We start from the raw sequence: 14,033 nt of genomic DNA, 5'->3' as shown, positions 1-14,033 counted from the left end.
TCCAGGGGATCAGAATGTCGGCAATACAGGGGATTGAAGGGGTCATCAGCCAGTTACAAACCACGGCGATGTCAGCAAAAATGCAGGATATGCAGCCACAACCGACCGTGAGTTTTGCCGGTCAGCTACATGCGGCGTTAGACAGAATCAGCGATGTGCAGACCGCGTCCCGTGTCCAGGCTGAGAAATTTACCCTCGGTGAACCGGGTATTGCGCTGAATGATGTGATGACCGATATGCAAAAAGCGTCGGTGTCGATGCAGATGGGGATTCAGGTTCGTAATAAACTGGTATCGGCGTATCAGGAAGTGATGTCGATGCAGGTGTAGGGACAACGTGCAGATAATGTAGGCCGGATGAGCGCAGCGCCATCCGGCAAACACTTACTTTTGAATCAAATAGCGAATCGTTGGGCCATCCTGCTGAATATCCAGCACCGTATAGCCGTGATTGCGCGCATCCAGTGGAATATTATTGATTGACTGCGGGCAGTCGCTCACCACTTCCAGAATTTCACCTTTCTTCAATTGCGGCATCGCCTCCAGCGTGGCAACTGCCGGATACGGACACGGCTCGCCGACCATATCGAGGCGATAATCAGGCACGATATTTTTCATACAGACTCCTTGGCTGGCGTCAGCCCGGCACGGCGGAAGAAACGCTTTTCCCAGCCGATGATGAGCATCAGCGCGGTAAATAACAGCAGATAGGTCACCAGCAGGCCACCCAGCGGACCAAAGGTGTTGAGCAGATTCACCTTATCCCAGTTGGTGGCCAGAGCAGGCGCAAAATCATCCCAGTAGTAAGCCAGAATGGTTGAGCCAATAACGTTGCCCAGACCAACCCACCAGTAATGCACCTGGCCTTCAACCGCGCGGTACATCCAGCCGGTTTCACACCCGCCCGCTAAAACAATACCGAAGCCGAACAGCAAGCCGCCAAGCACTGCATTCGGACCCGCCCACATAATCTTCGGCTCGACGCCCAGTTGCACGTAGCTAAAGATACCGATGGCGCTGACCGCCATCCCGAAGATGATCGCTTTTGCCATATGGGTGCGACCGGAAATCCACAGGTCGCGGAAGGCTGAAGTGAAGCAGATCTGCGCCCGTTCAATCAGCAGACCGAACCCGACGCCGAACAGCATCGCCAGGCCGAGCTTAGGTTTATCCATCGCAGTGAGTAACGCCCAGCCGATCATGCCGATAAACACCAGCATCCCGAGGCGAAAACGACGACGCGCCTGATCCGGTTTTTGCGTCAGCGGGGAAGCGGCGGAGACTTTCTGCATTTTGACCGGAATACGGAACATCGGCAGCAGGGTAAAGCGTGCGCCAACCCATGAACCAATGGCTGTTGCCAGCGCAAAAAACCAGGCGTGTAGCGAGAACTGCGGAATACCGGTGAAGAACGCGGCCAGGTTACACCCCATTGCCAGACGGGCGCCGAATCCGGCAATCATCCCGCCGACTATCGCCTGCATAATGCGTATCCGACTGCGCGGCATGCGGAGTTTGACGTTGTTGGCCCAGAGTGCGGCAGCAAAACAGCCGCCGAACATACCGAGGATCATCATACCGTCGATGCGGGTCAGGGGGGAGCCTTCAAGATGGATCAGCTTGTAGTATCCCCACTCTTCGGCGTGAACGCCGAATAATTGCAGGATTTGACCGCCCCAACGGGTGAATTCGCCGGTAACGGCCCAGAAGGTTCCGGTGATGCCGAAGTAGTAAGTAGAGAGAATACCCGCTGCGATGACCGCAGGGGCAGGGGCCCAAAATTTAATTAACCAGGCCTGTTTGAAGTGTTGCCATGACATGCGTTTTGCCTCTGAACTCAGAAGGTATGTAACAAGAAGTGTGGATACTACACCGATCAGAATTTTTGACTATGAGTAATAAGAGGTAACACTGTCTGGATCAATATTTCTCAATGCTACCGAAAGGCTGGCGGCATCAGACCTTTAATGCCACAATCCCATTTTCTTCGCATGCAGGATGAATGATGAAAAAATTAGCAATCGTTGGGGTATTTCTGGCGTTGAGCGGATGCGCCGAAGTAGAGAATTATAACGACGTGGTGAAAACGCCAGCGCCAGCAGGTCTGGAAGGCTACTGGCAGTCAAAAGGTCCGCAACGTAGCCTGGTCAGTCCGGAAGCCATTGCCAGCCTGGTGGTGACGAAAGAGGGCGATACGCTGGATTGTCGCCAGTGGCAGCGGGTCATTGCTCTACCGGGGAAACTGACGATGATTTCCGGCGATCTCACCAACGTGACCGTGAAACGTGAGCTGTATGAGATTGAGCGCGAAGGCAATACGCTGGAGTATGATGGCATGACGCTGCAACGGGTGGATCGCCCGACGCCGGAATGTGCTGACGCGTTAAAGAAAACACCGCTGGCCACGCCGCTGCCATAAGCAGCACGCCCCGGTAGCCAGCGGCCACCGGGGTTGAGTATTACAACACGTCTTCAATCACCCACACGCTGACGCTACCGCCGTTACAGAAAAACGTTGCTTCCCCGTTTTCATCGGTGACCACGCTTTCTTCGCGATTTCCCAGATAATCACGCCAGGTTTTATTACCGTAATTCGCGCCGAGATTGATGGTCTTTTCCCCATCATCACCATTAGACAACACCACCACACAGCCGGGATCTTCGTCCGTTCCGCTGCGGCTAAAGGCGATACAGTTAGGGTGATCAAAAAAGAGCGTCTGAACGCCGTGAGCGAAGCGCTGGCGGGCGAGGATCAGTTCGGCAAGCTGTTCAATGATCGGCATGTCGATAGGATAGGTTTCGCCATCGCCGCCGGTGTCTTCGTAATGCGCCCCGTAGAGGTCAGGATAAAACACCGATGGTACACCGTTTTCCCGTAGCAGGATCAACGCATAGGCCAGCGGCTTAAACCATGACTCGACAGGGGCTTCCAGCGCCTGCAACGGCTGGGTATCGTGATTGGCAACCAGCGTGACGGCATGAAACGGATCGGCCTCGACTAACGTGTCCGTGAAGATTTGGCTCATGTCGTAATCGCGGCCCTGACGGGAGGCTTCGTGGAATTTCATCTGCAATGGGGCGTCGAACAGCATGGTTTTCCCCTCCACCTGGTTAATGTAGGTTTGCAGTTTGTCGACCTCGTGGGACCAGTATTCCGCGACAATAAACAATGGCTTGGGCGCGACCTCCTGTACGTGTTCAATCCACTCTTTATAAAACCATGCCGGAATATGTTTCACCGCATCTAAACGAAAACCGTCACACTGGGTTTGCTCCATCACCCAGCGCGCCCAGTATTTGATCTCCTCGGTCACGGCGTGATTTCGAAAATCGATGTTCTCGCCCATCAGATAATCAAAATTACCCAGTTCATCATCCACCTGATCGTTCCAGCCTTCACCGGTATAATCGTTAACGATTTTGAAAATGCCGTCTTCGGTGGGGTTCTCGATATGGTCAATGCCGCTGAAGCATTTATAGTCCCAAATGAATTGTGAATACTGGCCTGCGCGGGCGGGGAAGGTATAGCGCGTCCAGGCCTCACATTCGATGATTTCATCGTCTATTTGCGTGCGATCGTCGGCGTTAACCCGCTGGACACGAATACTCTCTTTTTCATCCGCGCCCATTTTGTGGTTAACCACCACGTCGAGCAGTACGGCGATGTCGTTGTGTTTCAGCGCGTCAATTGCCGCCAGCAGCTGGTTTTTATCGCCATATTTGGTGGGGATGGTTCCCCTCTGGTCAAACTCGCCCAGGTCAAACAGATCGTACGAGTCGTAGCCAACGGAATAACCGCCTGATGCGCCTTTATAGGCGGGGGGCAGCCATACCATATTGATGCCGATATCATTGAGTCCGCCTGCGCGTTCGGCAAGCTCGGGCCAGAGTTGACCCCCATCGGGGTAATACCAGTGAAAATACTGCAATAACGTGGGATTTTTCATCTTCCGTGCTCCAGAAGTCGTTTGGCCGACCTCTGGAGTATGGAAGATTATTCAGATTTAACAGAAAATTATTGCGGGGCGGTGGGGGCGTCGGGTACTAACAGCATGCCGGAAAGACGGCCATAGGCGTTATTGAGCGTCTTCTGGCGTGTCGACTGACCGATAAGATTGCTGAGTTCATCCAGCCGCTGTTGTAACAGTGTTTTGAGTAACTGTTCGTTATCCAGCGTCTGTTTAATATACCCGGCCACTAAGTCCTGAATACTTCGTGTAATGCCAGGTGGAGTTTGCTCTTCCATGACCACTTCAATACTTTGCAGATAGGTAACTTCCTGTTCCAGTAAAAGGTCCCACTCACCCCGCTGCGCCAGTTCCAGCAGCGAGTGACTGAGTAGCGCGATGCGCTGCCAACGGTTGATAAACTCCACGGCTGAGGTCATTAACGAGACTCCTGGGACGACGCTTTCGGTGAGATCTGTTTCCAGGCTTCCGCAATGTTGCCGAGCAACCCTTCGACTTCTTCAATAGCCTGACAATCATTACGCAAGTTGGCTTGCAGTAAACGACGAATCATATAGTCATACAGCGCAGACAGGTTGGTGGCGATTTCACCGCCATTTTCCTGATCCAGACCTGCTTTCAGACCATTGTCGATAATATTAATGGCTTTACTTAACGCCTCGCCTTTGGCGACGATATCACCCTGTTGCATAAACAGGCGAGCGCGCACCAGGGCGCTGTTCACGCCATCAAACAACATTTCGATCAGCTGATGCGGGCTGGCGCTCATTACGGCGCTTTCCACACTGACCTGTGCATAGGCTTTGGTACCGCTCGCGGTATACATGCTTACCTCGTGTTATCAGGATTTATTCATCGCTGTAAATTGTTGGCCCAGGTAGGTACTGGTGTTATTCAGTTTGCTCATCATGCTATCGAGCTGGGTAAACTGCGCCGTATAGCGCGCAACCATGTCGTCAATGCTGGCGCTGACGGACAGGTACTGTTTGGTCAGTTTCTTCAGCGTGGCGTTAATGGTGTCTTGCGCATTATCGATAATGCCGTCATCAGCCAGATAACTTTTCACTTCAGCGGCAATTTTGGTGGTGATCCCTGTTTCTTTGCCGTCGCCAGCCAACAACTCACGTACCGAAGCGGTGTTTTCGTCCAGCGCTTTTTTCAGTTTGGTGTCATCGATGGTCATCTTGCCGGTTTTGCCATCCTGCTTGATGCCAATTTCATTCAGCGTCTTAAAGGCACCTTCGCTACCAGAGTTGGCAAACTGCGCGCGAATACCGGTCTGAATGGTACGTACCACGCTGTCGCCCACCAGTGCGCCGTTATCTTTGTCCTGACCTTCCGCACCTGCGTCTACGGCTTTATATTTAGTCAGCGTATTAAAGGTATCGATCAGTGAGTTATAGGCATCCACCCAGCCTTTAATCGCTTCCGTAGCTTTCTCATTGCTTTTCGTGACAGTGACACGCGCGTCGGTGACTTTTTTGGTCAGTTCCAGCGTCACGCCCTGCGGGGCATCGGTGACTTTGTTGCTTTGACGTTCAATATCGATACCGTTCATCGTGAGCTTGGAGTTTTGCGCTTTAACCAACTCAGTCATTTTTCCGGTGCCGGTTGTACTGTCGTAGGCCAGCATATCGTTCAGCTTGCTGTCGCCGTCAACAGAGATGGTCATTTTGCTGTCCATACCTTCTGCTGCGGTCAGCACCAGTTTGAACTCGCCATCTTTCACCTTCACGATACTGGCGGAGATTCCGCTATCGGTATCGTTAATCGCCTTACTGATATCGTCCAGCGTGGTTTTGTCTTGCGACAGTTTAATCTCCAGCGGCTCTTTACGACCCGGCTGATCAATCTTAATTGTACGGGTGGCAGAACCATCACCCAGCGCCTCTTTGTTTGAAGCAACCGATGAGGTGCTCAGAGACTGCGCCTGGGCCAGCTGCGTGACGCTGATGGTATAAATACCCGGTGCCGCGCCGGCTTCGGTGGTCACTTTCAGGTCTTCAGTACTGCTGGTCACATTACTGCTTCTGAACAGTTCCGGTTTATTTAACGCGGTATTGGCCGTCTGGAATTTTTCCAGCGCACTCTTCAGCGTACCGTAAGCCGTCAGACGGGCGGTATTGTCGGTCTGTTGCTGAGTAATTGGATTTAAACGTTTTTTCTCAGCGATAGTCAGGTTGTTTAGCAACGTGTCCAGTGGTAAGCCTGAGCCTACGCCTAATGATGTAAATGAAGCCATGCCCGATTCCTTGTGATTGCAAACAATTGTTAAGCGGGTTATCGGCAATCTGCGCGCAAAGTTTAATGATAGTTTTGTCAAAATAATGCGCGGAATAGTGGTGCATATAGAGGGTATTTCACGGGCTAAGAAAAAAGAGAGCGGAAAGTAAAAATTTTCTAAAGTTCGAATTTAAGGTGCCGATACATGGGTTACGGTGAGAAACCGTGGGCAACAGCCCAATAACATCGAGTTGTAATTGATAAGGAAAAGATCATGGCACAAGTCATCAATACAAACAGCCTGTCGCTGTTGACCCAAAACAACCTGAACAAATCTCAGTCCGCTCTGGGCTCTGCTATCGAGCGTCTGTCCTCTGGTCTGCGTATCAACAGCGCGAAAGACGATGCTGCTGGTCAGGCGATTGCAAACCGTTTCACCGCTAACATCAAAGGTCTGACTCAGGCTTCCCGTAACGCTAACGACGGTATCTCTGTTGCACAGACCACTGAAGGCGCGCTGTCTGAAATCAACAACAACCTGCAGCGTGTGCGTGAACTGTCCGTCCAGGCAGCGAACGGCTCTAACTCCGACTCCGACCTGTCCTCTATCCAGGACGAAATTAATCAGCGTCTGGAAGAAATCAACCGCGTTTCTCAGCAGACCGACTTCAACGGCAAAAAAGTTCTGAACCAGGACAGTCAACTGACCATTCAGGTTGGTGCAAAAGATGGTGAAACTATCACTATTGACCTGAAAAAAATCAACAGCGAAACCCTGAAGCTGAACGATCTGGATGTGACTAAAATTGCAACCACCATTTCTAACGGAAGCAAAATTAATACCCAGGTTACGCCAGCAGCTGCTGACATTACCGATCAGAAAGCGGGTGGTATTACAACTGGTACGTCTTTAGTTAAAGATACAGCAGGCAAATACTTGGTTACAGACGGTACTGACTTCTGGGCGGCAACGCTTGACAATACCAATGGTAAGGTATCATTTGACAGTGCTAGCGCTAAAGTTACCCCAACAGGTGCTACAGCTGCCACAACCGTCGGTAAAGATGTGAAAGTTGATACCACAGCGCTTACCGCTGCGAATCAAAGCCTGATCTCTTATAAAGAGGCAGGCGCAACGAAATTCGCTGTTAAACAGGCTGATGGTACATACAAAGGTGCGACGATTGATGGTGCGGGTGCAATAACCCAAACTGCTGCAGTAACCCCTGATATCAGCCTCGACCCGCTGAAGAAAATCGATGATGCGCTGTCTGATGTTGATAAATTCCGTAGCTCCCTGGGTGCGGTGCAGAACCGTTTTGAATCTGCAGTAACTAACCTGGGTAACACCGTTAACAACCTGTCTTCTGCCCGTAGCCGTATCGAAGACTCCGACTACGCGACCGAAGTGTCTAACATGTCTCGTGCGCAGATCCTGCAGCAGGCGGGTACTTCTGTACTGGCGCAGGCTAACCAGACCACGCAAAACGTCCTCTCTTTACTGCGTTAATCCATCGATTGGGTTACTTAGTAGTCAGAGAAAATAAAGGCAGCGAAAGCTGCCTTTTTTCTATACTGGAGTCTGAATAATGCAAGAAATTACCGTTACTGAACCGGCTTTTGTTAAAGCCTTCCAATGCTCTGGAACGCAATGTCGCGATCATTGCTGTAAAACATGGCGTATAACTCTGGATAGGTCAACGGTGAAAAAGTATATTTCCAGTAAAGATGATAGTATCAGAGGGATCGCTAAGGAAAATATCATTCTCCTTAAGAAAAATGTTGATAATTGGGGATTAATCAAACTTAATGAAGATAGCGGGAACTGTCCTTATCTGACCGAAGACAGCCTTTGCCAGGTCCAGAAAACGCTTGGCGTCGAAGCATTAAGCACGACATGTAAAACATTTCCGCGTAGTGAGCGTATCTACAAAAACGATGTAAGAAAAGCATTAAATCTGTCGTGTCCGGAAGTCGCCAGTTTAGTCCTGACCGATCCCAATGCGATGGTTCTGAATGAGAGCAGTAAAATTGTGCCTAATGCTTTTACTGCACCGGTCTTTTCGCAACAGCAAAAGCTACTTAATCTTTTCTGTCTGAGCCTGGTGGAACAGGCAGGTCGTGATGTGGATGTGGGGCTATATGCGCTGATTAAACTTACTTTATGCGTTAAGAAGTTTAATCAGATTGATAATGTGGCGCTGGCTGAAGTTGAGCAAATTTATCACGCGATTATGACTCAAATACAGTCAGGTGAAATGCGAGAGGAACTGTCGAAATTTTCTGCTGACAACAATGTTAAAGTCAATTTAGTGCTCTTGCTTCAGGATTATTTCCGCAGTCTTCCGGTAGGCCGCGCCAATGGTGTACTTAACTATTATATCCAGTGTCTTTTGAGAACATTGACCCTGGAAGAAAATCATTCTGTGGGTGACGGGGTTGCTAAACTTGAGGCTACATGGCAGAAGGTTTACGAACAACAGGATGAGGCTGGATTCGATCTTAAAAATTTCATTTTGTATAAAATTTGGGAAAACAACTTTCCCAATCAAAAGAACGTAGACCCGCTTCGTACATTATATATGATAAGTGTCGAATACTATTTCATCAAAATGCTGATTGCTGCCAGTGCCTACGAAAGAACATACCTGGAGAAGGAGGACGCCATCAATATCGTCTACAGCTTCCATTCGTTAAGTCAGCATAACCCTACCGTACATGAGAACTTTCAAAAGCATATCGAGACCGTGCGCACAGGTGATGACCTGTCGATGATTCATCTCTTGACATAATTTAAGCAGGGATGCGTGAAAACGCATCCCTCGCAAGCTAACCATTTGATTTATGTTTGATTATTTCTGATGCGAAATAACGCCATCAGCTACATAAGTGAAATAACCCTTCTTTTATAGCCTTATTCCCCCGATAGAACCCCCTGCAGAAACGGATAATCATGCCGATAACTCATTTAACGCAGGGCTGTTTATCGTGAATTCACTGTATACCGCTGAAGGTGTAATGGATAAACACTCGCTGTGGCAGCGTTATGTACCGTTGGTGCGTCACGAAGCATTGCGCCTTCAGGTGCGTTTGCCGGCGAGCGTAGAACTGGATGACCTGCTACAAGCGGGCGGCATCGGGTTATTGAATGCAGTTGACCGATATGACGCTTTGCAAGGAACGGCATTTACCACTTACGCAGTGCAGCGTATTCGTGGAGCGATGCTGGACGAACTACGTAGCCGGGATTGGGTGCCGCGTAGCGTTCGGCGCAATGCTCGCGAAGTGGCACAGGCGATGGGACAACTGGAGCAGGAGTTAGGGCGTAACGCGACGGAAACCGAAGTGGCGGAGCGTCTGGCTATTCCTGTGCAAGAGTATCGTCAGATGTTGCTTGATACCAATAACAGCCAACTCTTCTCCTACGACGAGTGGCGGGAAGAGCATGGCGATAGTATTGAGCTGGTGACGGAAGAACATCAGCAGGAAAACCCGTTACAACAGTTACTTGAGGGTAACCTCCGCCAGCGCGTGATGGAGGCGATCGAGGCGTTGCCGGAGCGCGAAAAGCTGGTGTTAACGCTGTACTACCAGGAAGAGCTGAATCTGAAAGAGATCGGCGCGGTACTGGAAGTCGGGGAGTCGCGGGTCAGCCAGTTGCACAGCCAGGCCATCAAACGTCTACGCACCAAGCTGGGTAAGCTATAGGGGTAATCATTACCCCTGAACAATGCCGCATTACGAATTGACTACCAGGAGTTCTCATGACGGTGCAGCAATCAAAAAGACGGCCTCTAAGCCGCTACCTCAAAGATTTCAAACACAGCCAGACGCATTGCGCCCATTGCCTGAAGTTGCTCGACAGGATCACGCTGGTTCGCCGTGGACAAATTGTTAATAAAATCGCCATCGCCCGCCTGGACACGTTGCTGGATGAAGCAGAGTGGGAACAGGAGAAAAAAGAGTGGGTGGCGCTGTGTCGTTTTTGCGGTGATTTGCATTGCAAAGAGCAGAGCGACTTTTTTGACATCATCGGATTTAAACAATTTTTATTTGAGCAGACCGAAATGAGCTACGGCACGGTACGTGAATACGTTGTCCGCCTGCGCCGCCTTGGCAATCATCTGACTGAACAAAATATCTCTCACGAATTGCTGCAGGAAGGGTTCCTCGACGAAAACCTTGCCCCGTGGCTGCCGGAAACCAGCACCAACAATTATCGCATCGCATTGCGTAAGTATGAGCAGTTTAAAGCCCATACGCATATGGGGCATATGCAGAAATCCTCCTGGACAGCCAGTTCTGATATATATTAAAAACGAATAAGGTGTAACGGAGTGGTGTTTGTGAATCACGACAAACGCTCTACACTACGGTCATAAATGATAGTCACTAATGACAATATTCGGGGTAACTATGAAATTAGCACTTCTGGGACGTCAGGCTCTGATGGGTGTAATGGCTGTTGCACTTGTCGCCGGAATGAGCGTAAAGACTTATGCAGATGAAGGTCTGTTAAATAAAGTTAAAGAGCGCGGTACGCTGCTGGTGGGCCTGGAAGGGACCTATCCCCCGTTTAGTTTTCAGGGCGATGACGGCAAGCTGACGGGTTTCGAAGTGGAGTTCGCCGAAGCACTGGCAAAGCACCTTGGGGTGAAAGCCACGTTGAAGCCGACCAAGTGGGACGGCATGCTGGCCTCGCTTGATTCCAAACGCATTGACGTGGTTATCAACCAGGTGACCATCTCTGACGAACGGAAGAAAAAATACGATTTCTCTACCCCGTATACGGTCTCTGGTATCCAGGCGCTGGTGAAGAAAGGCAATGAAGGCGTTATCAAGACCGCCGCCGATCTGAAAGGTAAAAAAGTCGGCGTGGGTCTGGGCACCAACTATGAAGAGTGGTTGCGCCAGAACGTGCAGGGCGTGGATATTCGTACCTATGATGATGACCCGACCAAATATCAGGATCTGCGTGTAGGCCGTATCGACGCGATTCTGGTTGACCGTCTGGCAGCGCTGGATCTGGTGAAGAAAACCAAAGATACGCTGGCGGTCACCGGTGAGGCTTTCTCCCGCCAGGAATCTGGTGTGGCGCTGCGCAAGGGCAATGAAGATCTGCTGAAAGCGGTTGATGCCGCCATTGCCGAAATGCAAAAAGACGGTACGCTGAAAGCGCTGTCTGAAAAATGGTTTGGAGCGGATGTGACGAAATAATCGTCATCCGATGAAAAAAGGCGCCTTTAACAGCGCCTTTTTTTATTTCATTGCGCCTGAACGTGCATAATAAAAAGAACATCACAACAACAAATACCGGAGGCTGTATGCCGCTGCATAACTTAACGCGCTTTCCACGTCTGGAATTTATTGGCGCACCAACACCGCTCGAATATCTTCCACGCTTCTCCGACTATCTTGGGCGCGATATTTTCATCAAACGCGATGACGTTACGCCGATGGCCATGGGCGGCAATAAACTGCGTAAGCTGGAGTTTCTGGCGGCGGATGCGCTGCGTGAAGGGGCCGATACGTTGATAACCGCGGGCGCTATCCAGTCTAACCATGTGCGCCAGACGGCGGCGGTAGCGGCTAAACTTGGCCTGCACTGCGTGGCGCTGCTGGAAAACCCGATTGGCACCACGGCGGAAAACTATCTCAGCAACGGCAACCGTCTGCTGTTGGACCTGTTTAATACCCAGATTGAAATGTGCGATGCGCTGACCGATCCGAATGCGCAACTTCAGGAACTGGCGACGCGGATTGAAGCGCAAGGGTTCCGTCCGTACGTGATCCCGGTTGGGGGTTCCAATGCTCTGGGCGCGCTGGGCTATGTGGAAAGCGCGCTGGAAATTGCGCAACAGAGTGAAGGGGCCGTAGAGCTGTCTTCCGTGGTCGTGGCGTCGGGCAGCGCGGGTACGCATGCCGGACTGGCCGTTGGGCTGGAACAGCTGATGCCACACGTTGAGCTGATTGGCGTGACCGTCTCGCGCAGCGTGGCCGATCAAAAGCCCAAAGTTGTTACGCTACAGCAGGACATTGCCCGTGAACTGGAACTGACGGCCTCAGCGGATATCCTGCTATGGGATGATTATTATGCGCCGGGCTACGGTACGCCAAACGAAGAGGGCATGGAAGCAGTAAAACTGCTGGCGCGGCTGGAAGGCATCTTGTTGGATCCGGTCTATACCGGCAAGGCGATGGCGGGTCTGATTGACGGCATCAGCCAGAAGCGCTTTAAAGATGAAGGGCCAATTCTCTTTATCCATACCGGTGGGGCGCCTGCATTGTTTGCCTACCATCCTCACGTGTAACAATCAGGTAGAAAAACGTAATGCAAGAAAGTATCCAACTGGTGATCGATTCCCTACCGTATCTGCTTAAAGGCGCGGTTTTTACGCTGCAACTGAGTATCGGCGGGATGTTCTTTGGCCTCGTGCTGGGGTTTATCCTGGCGCTAATGCGCCTGTCGCCGCTATTACCTGTACGTTGGCTGGCGCGCTTTTATATCTCTGTCTTTCGCGGAACGCCGTTGATCGCCCAACTTTTTATGATCTATTACGGTCTGCCGCAGTTTGGTATTGAGCTGGATCCCATCCCGGCGGCGATGATTGGTTTGTCGCTGAATACGGCGGCCTACGCGGCGGAAACGCTGCGGGCGGCAATCTCTTCCATCGACAAAGGGCAGTGGGAGGCGGGGGCCAGTATTGGCATGACGCGCTGGCAGACCATGCGCCGGGCGATCCTGCCGCAGGCGGCACGCGTTGCGCTGCCGCCGCTGAGCAACAGCTTTATCAGCCTGGTGAAGGACACTTCGCTGGCCGCGACTATTCAGGTTCCTGAACTGTTCCGTCAGGCGCAGCTGATTACCTCGCGTACGCTGGAAGTGTTCACTATGTATCTGGCGGCCTCCTTGATTTATTGGGTAATGGCGACAGTGCTTTCTGCGCTGCAGAACTATTTTGAAGAACAACTGAACCGCCAGGAGAAAGAGCCGAAATGAGTGCTATTGAAGTCAGAAACCTGGTCAAAAAATTCCATGGGCAAACGGTGCTGCATGGGATCGATCTCGACGTCAAACCCGGTGAAGTTGTGGCGATTATCGGACCGAGCGGTTCGGGCAAAACCACGCTGCTGAGGAGCATTAATTTGCTGGAGCAACCGGAGGCGGGCACCATTAAAGTGGGTGAGATAACCATTGATACCGCGCGGTCGTTAACTCAGCAGAAAGGACTGATTCGCCAGTTGCGCCAGCACGTAGGCTTTGTGTTCCAGAACTTTAATTTGTTTCCCCATCGTACGGTGCTGGAAAACATTATTGAAGGTCCGGTGATTGTCAAAGGCGAACCTAAAGCCGAAGCGACAGCCCGTGCGCGCGAACTGCTGGCAAAAGTCGGGCTGGCGGGAAAAGAAACCAGCTATCCGCGCCGCCTGTCCGGTGGGCAGCAGCAGCGCGTGGCGATTGCCCGGGCGCTGGCGATGCGACCAGAGGTTATTTTATTCGATGAACCCACCTCAGCGCTTGACCCTGAACTGGTTGGCGAGGTGCTTAATACCATTCGCCAGTTGGCGCAGGAAAAACGCACCATGGTGATTGTGACGCATGAAATGAGCTTTGCGCGTGATGTGGCTGACCGGGCGATATTTATGGATCAAGGACGGATAGTGGAGCAGGGACCCGCTAAATCTTTATTTACGCATCCGCAACAGCCGCGAACCCGTCAGTTTCTCGAAAAATTCCTCATGCAATAAATAGTACAAGCAGCACTCACCGGCATTGTTTTATGGTGAGTGCTGTGCGCATAACTATTTATAAATATTGCTTTATTATTAATACTTGATTCTA

The 14,033-nt window shown here is 51.1% G+C and carries 16 protein-coding genes; 10 read left to right on the top strand and 6 right to left on the bottom strand.

Translation table 11 applies throughout. The features are described 5' to 3' along the window. Positions 1-14 precede the first annotated feature (14 nt). Complete coding sequence (gene fliE / locus FOB24_RS15675; protein ID WP_016153486.1) at positions 15-329, top strand: flagellar hook-basal body complex protein FliE; 315 nt, start codon at positions 15-17, stop codon at positions 327-329. Between the two features lie 54 nt (positions 330-383). Here the strand turns inward: fliE and yedF are convergent, their stop codons facing one another. Beyond that, the gene (gene yedF / locus FOB24_RS15670) at positions 384-617 is read right to left on the bottom strand and encodes a sulfurtransferase-like selenium metabolism protein YedF (protein ID WP_000790504.1); all 234 of its coding nucleotides are present in this window, start codon (positions 615-617) and stop codon (positions 384-386) included. Continuing rightward, the gene (yedE, locus tag FOB24_RS15665; protein ID WP_148043753.1) at positions 614-1,819 is read right to left on the bottom strand and encodes a selenium metabolism membrane protein YedE/FdhT; all 1,206 of its coding nucleotides are present in this window, start codon (positions 1,817-1,819) and stop codon (positions 614-616) included. Before yedE ends, yedF begins: the two co-directional genes overlap by 4 nt. Positions 1,820-2,004: 185 nt before the next feature. Between yedE and yedD the strand changes: the two genes are divergently transcribed. Next, positions 2,005-2,418 carry a lipoprotein YedD gene (gene yedD, locus FOB24_RS15660; RefSeq protein WP_038641556.1) on the top strand — a complete coding sequence of 138 codons (414 nt, stop codon included), beginning with the start codon at positions 2,005-2,007 and terminating at the stop codon, positions 2,416-2,418. A 40-nt stretch (positions 2,419-2,458) separates the two neighbouring features. On the opposite strand, the gene amyA is transcribed toward yedD, so the two are convergent. The 4 genes from amyA to fliD form a co-directional block, all read right to left on the bottom strand. After that, the gene (gene amyA / locus FOB24_RS15655; protein WP_137347784.1) at positions 2,459-3,946 is read right to left on the bottom strand and encodes an alpha-amylase; all 1,488 of its coding nucleotides are present in this window, start codon (positions 3,944-3,946) and stop codon (positions 2,459-2,461) included. 68 nt (positions 3,947-4,014) lie between these two features. Next, positions 4,015-4,386 (bottom strand): flagella biosynthesis regulatory protein FliT, encoded by a 372-nt coding sequence (gene fliT / locus FOB24_RS15650; protein ID WP_003030458.1) that lies wholly within the window; start codon positions 4,384-4,386, stop codon positions 4,015-4,017. Further along, positions 4,386-4,793, bottom strand: a complete 408-nt coding sequence (gene fliS, locus FOB24_RS15645) for a flagellar export chaperone FliS (protein ID WP_150345138.1) — start codon at positions 4,791-4,793, stop codon at positions 4,386-4,388. The genes fliT and fliS overlap by 1 nt, the downstream gene beginning before the upstream one ends. A 15-nt stretch (positions 4,794-4,808) precedes the next feature. Next, positions 4,809-6,209 carry a flagellar filament capping protein FliD gene (gene fliD / locus FOB24_RS15640; RefSeq protein WP_150345137.1) on the bottom strand — a complete coding sequence of 467 codons (1,401 nt, stop codon included), beginning with the start codon at positions 6,207-6,209 and terminating at the stop codon, positions 4,809-4,811. A gap of 255 nt (positions 6,210-6,464) precedes the next feature. Here fliD and FOB24_RS15635 point away from each other — a divergent pair, with 255 nt between their 5' ends. The 8 genes from FOB24_RS15635 (at position 6,465) to tcyN (ending at position 13,939) form a co-directional block, all read left to right on the top strand. Then, positions 6,465-7,700 carry a FliC/FljB family flagellin gene (locus FOB24_RS15635; RefSeq protein WP_150345136.1) on the top strand — a complete coding sequence of 412 codons (1,236 nt, stop codon included), beginning with the start codon at positions 6,465-6,467 and terminating at the stop codon, positions 7,698-7,700. A gap of 79 nt (positions 7,701-7,779) precedes the next feature. Next, entirely contained in the window at positions 7,780-8,982 is a 1,203-nt protein-coding gene (gene fliB / locus FOB24_RS15630) for a flagellin lysine-N-methylase (protein ID WP_150345135.1), read from the top strand. A gap of 196 nt (positions 8,983-9,178) precedes the next feature. Then, positions 9,179-9,898: an RNA polymerase sigma factor FliA gene (gene fliA / locus FOB24_RS15625; protein WP_038641545.1), complete on the top strand. Its 720-nt coding sequence runs from the start codon at positions 9,179-9,181 to the stop codon at positions 9,896-9,898. Positions 9,899-9,954: 56 nt separating this feature from the next. Continuing rightward, the gene (fliZ, locus tag FOB24_RS15620; protein WP_150345134.1) at positions 9,955-10,506 is read left to right on the top strand and encodes a flagella biosynthesis regulatory protein FliZ; all 552 of its coding nucleotides are present in this window, start codon (positions 9,955-9,957) and stop codon (positions 10,504-10,506) included. Between the two features lie 100 nt (positions 10,507-10,606). Continuing rightward, positions 10,607-11,407 carry a cystine ABC transporter substrate-binding protein gene (gene tcyJ / locus FOB24_RS15615; RefSeq protein ID WP_032939603.1) on the top strand — a complete coding sequence of 267 codons (801 nt, stop codon included), beginning with the start codon at positions 10,607-10,609 and terminating at the stop codon, positions 11,405-11,407. 107 nt (positions 11,408-11,514) lie between these two features. Further along, complete coding sequence (gene dcyD / locus FOB24_RS15610; protein ID WP_085048011.1) at positions 11,515-12,501, top strand: D-cysteine desulfhydrase; 987 nt, start codon at positions 11,515-11,517, stop codon at positions 12,499-12,501. 20 nt (positions 12,502-12,521) lie between these two features. Further along, positions 12,522-13,190: a cystine ABC transporter permease gene (gene tcyL, locus FOB24_RS15605; protein WP_006684074.1), complete on the top strand. Its 669-nt coding sequence runs from the start codon at positions 12,522-12,524 to the stop codon at positions 13,188-13,190. Beyond that, a complete protein-coding gene (gene tcyN, locus FOB24_RS15600) occupies positions 13,187-13,939 on the top strand; it encodes an L-cystine ABC transporter ATP-binding protein TcyN (RefSeq protein ID WP_003030477.1) in 753 nt (250 codons plus the stop codon). Before tcyL ends, tcyN begins: the two co-directional genes overlap by 4 nt. The last annotated feature ends 94 nt before the right edge of the window (positions 13,940-14,033 follow it).

It is taken from the genome of Citrobacter werkmanii (genome assembly GCF_008693645.1).
Taxonomy (GTDB): Bacteria; Pseudomonadota; Gammaproteobacteria; order Enterobacterales; family Enterobacteriaceae; genus Citrobacter; species Citrobacter werkmanii.
The sequence above is the reverse complement of the archived record's forward strand: the minus strand, read 5'-3'. Positions and strand labels throughout refer to the sequence as shown.

Bases quoted from the DNA above. Each gene is read 5' to 3' on its own strand.
- fliE (WP_016153486.1), top strand. From the start codon at position 15: ATGTCGGCAATACAGGGGATTGAAGGGGTCATCAGCCAGTTACAAACC.
- yedF (WP_000790504.1), bottom strand. From the start codon at position 617: ATGAAAAATATCGTGCCTGATTATCGCCTCGATATGGTCGGCGAGCCG.
- yedE (WP_148043753.1), bottom strand. From the start codon at position 1,819: ATGTCATGGCAACACTTCAAACAGGCCTGGTTAATTAAATTTTGGGCC.
- yedD (WP_038641556.1), top strand. From the start codon at position 2,005: ATGAAAAAATTAGCAATCGTTGGGGTATTTCTGGCGTTGAGCGGATGC.
- amyA (WP_137347784.1), bottom strand. From the start codon at position 3,946: ATGAAAAATCCCACGTTATTGCAGTATTTTCACTGGTATTACCCCGAT.
- fliT (WP_003030458.1), bottom strand. From the start codon at position 4,386: ATGACCTCAGCCGTGGAGTTTATCAACCGTTGGCAGCGCATCGCGCTA.
- fliS (WP_150345138.1), bottom strand. From the start codon at position 4,793: ATGTATACCGCGAGCGGTACCAAAGCCTATGCACAGGTCAGTGTGGAA.
- fliD (WP_150345137.1), bottom strand. From the start codon at position 6,209: ATGGCTTCATTTACATCATTAGGCGTAGGCTCAGGCTTACCACTGGAC.
- FOB24_RS15635 (WP_150345136.1), top strand. From the start codon at position 6,465: ATGGCACAAGTCATCAATACAAACAGCCTGTCGCTGTTGACCCAAAAC.
- fliB (WP_150345135.1), top strand. From the start codon at position 7,780: ATGCAAGAAATTACCGTTACTGAACCGGCTTTTGTTAAAGCCTTCCAA.
- fliZ (WP_150345134.1), top strand. From the start codon at position 9,955: ATGACGGTGCAGCAATCAAAAAGACGGCCTCTAAGCCGCTACCTCAAA.
- tcyJ (WP_032939603.1), top strand. From the start codon at position 10,607: ATGAAATTAGCACTTCTGGGACGTCAGGCTCTGATGGGTGTAATGGCT.
- dcyD (WP_085048011.1), top strand. From the start codon at position 11,515: ATGCCGCTGCATAACTTAACGCGCTTTCCACGTCTGGAATTTATTGGC.
- tcyL (WP_006684074.1), top strand. From the start codon at position 12,522: ATGCAAGAAAGTATCCAACTGGTGATCGATTCCCTACCGTATCTGCTT.
- tcyN (WP_003030477.1), top strand. From the start codon at position 13,187: ATGAGTGCTATTGAAGTCAGAAACCTGGTCAAAAAATTCCATGGGCAA.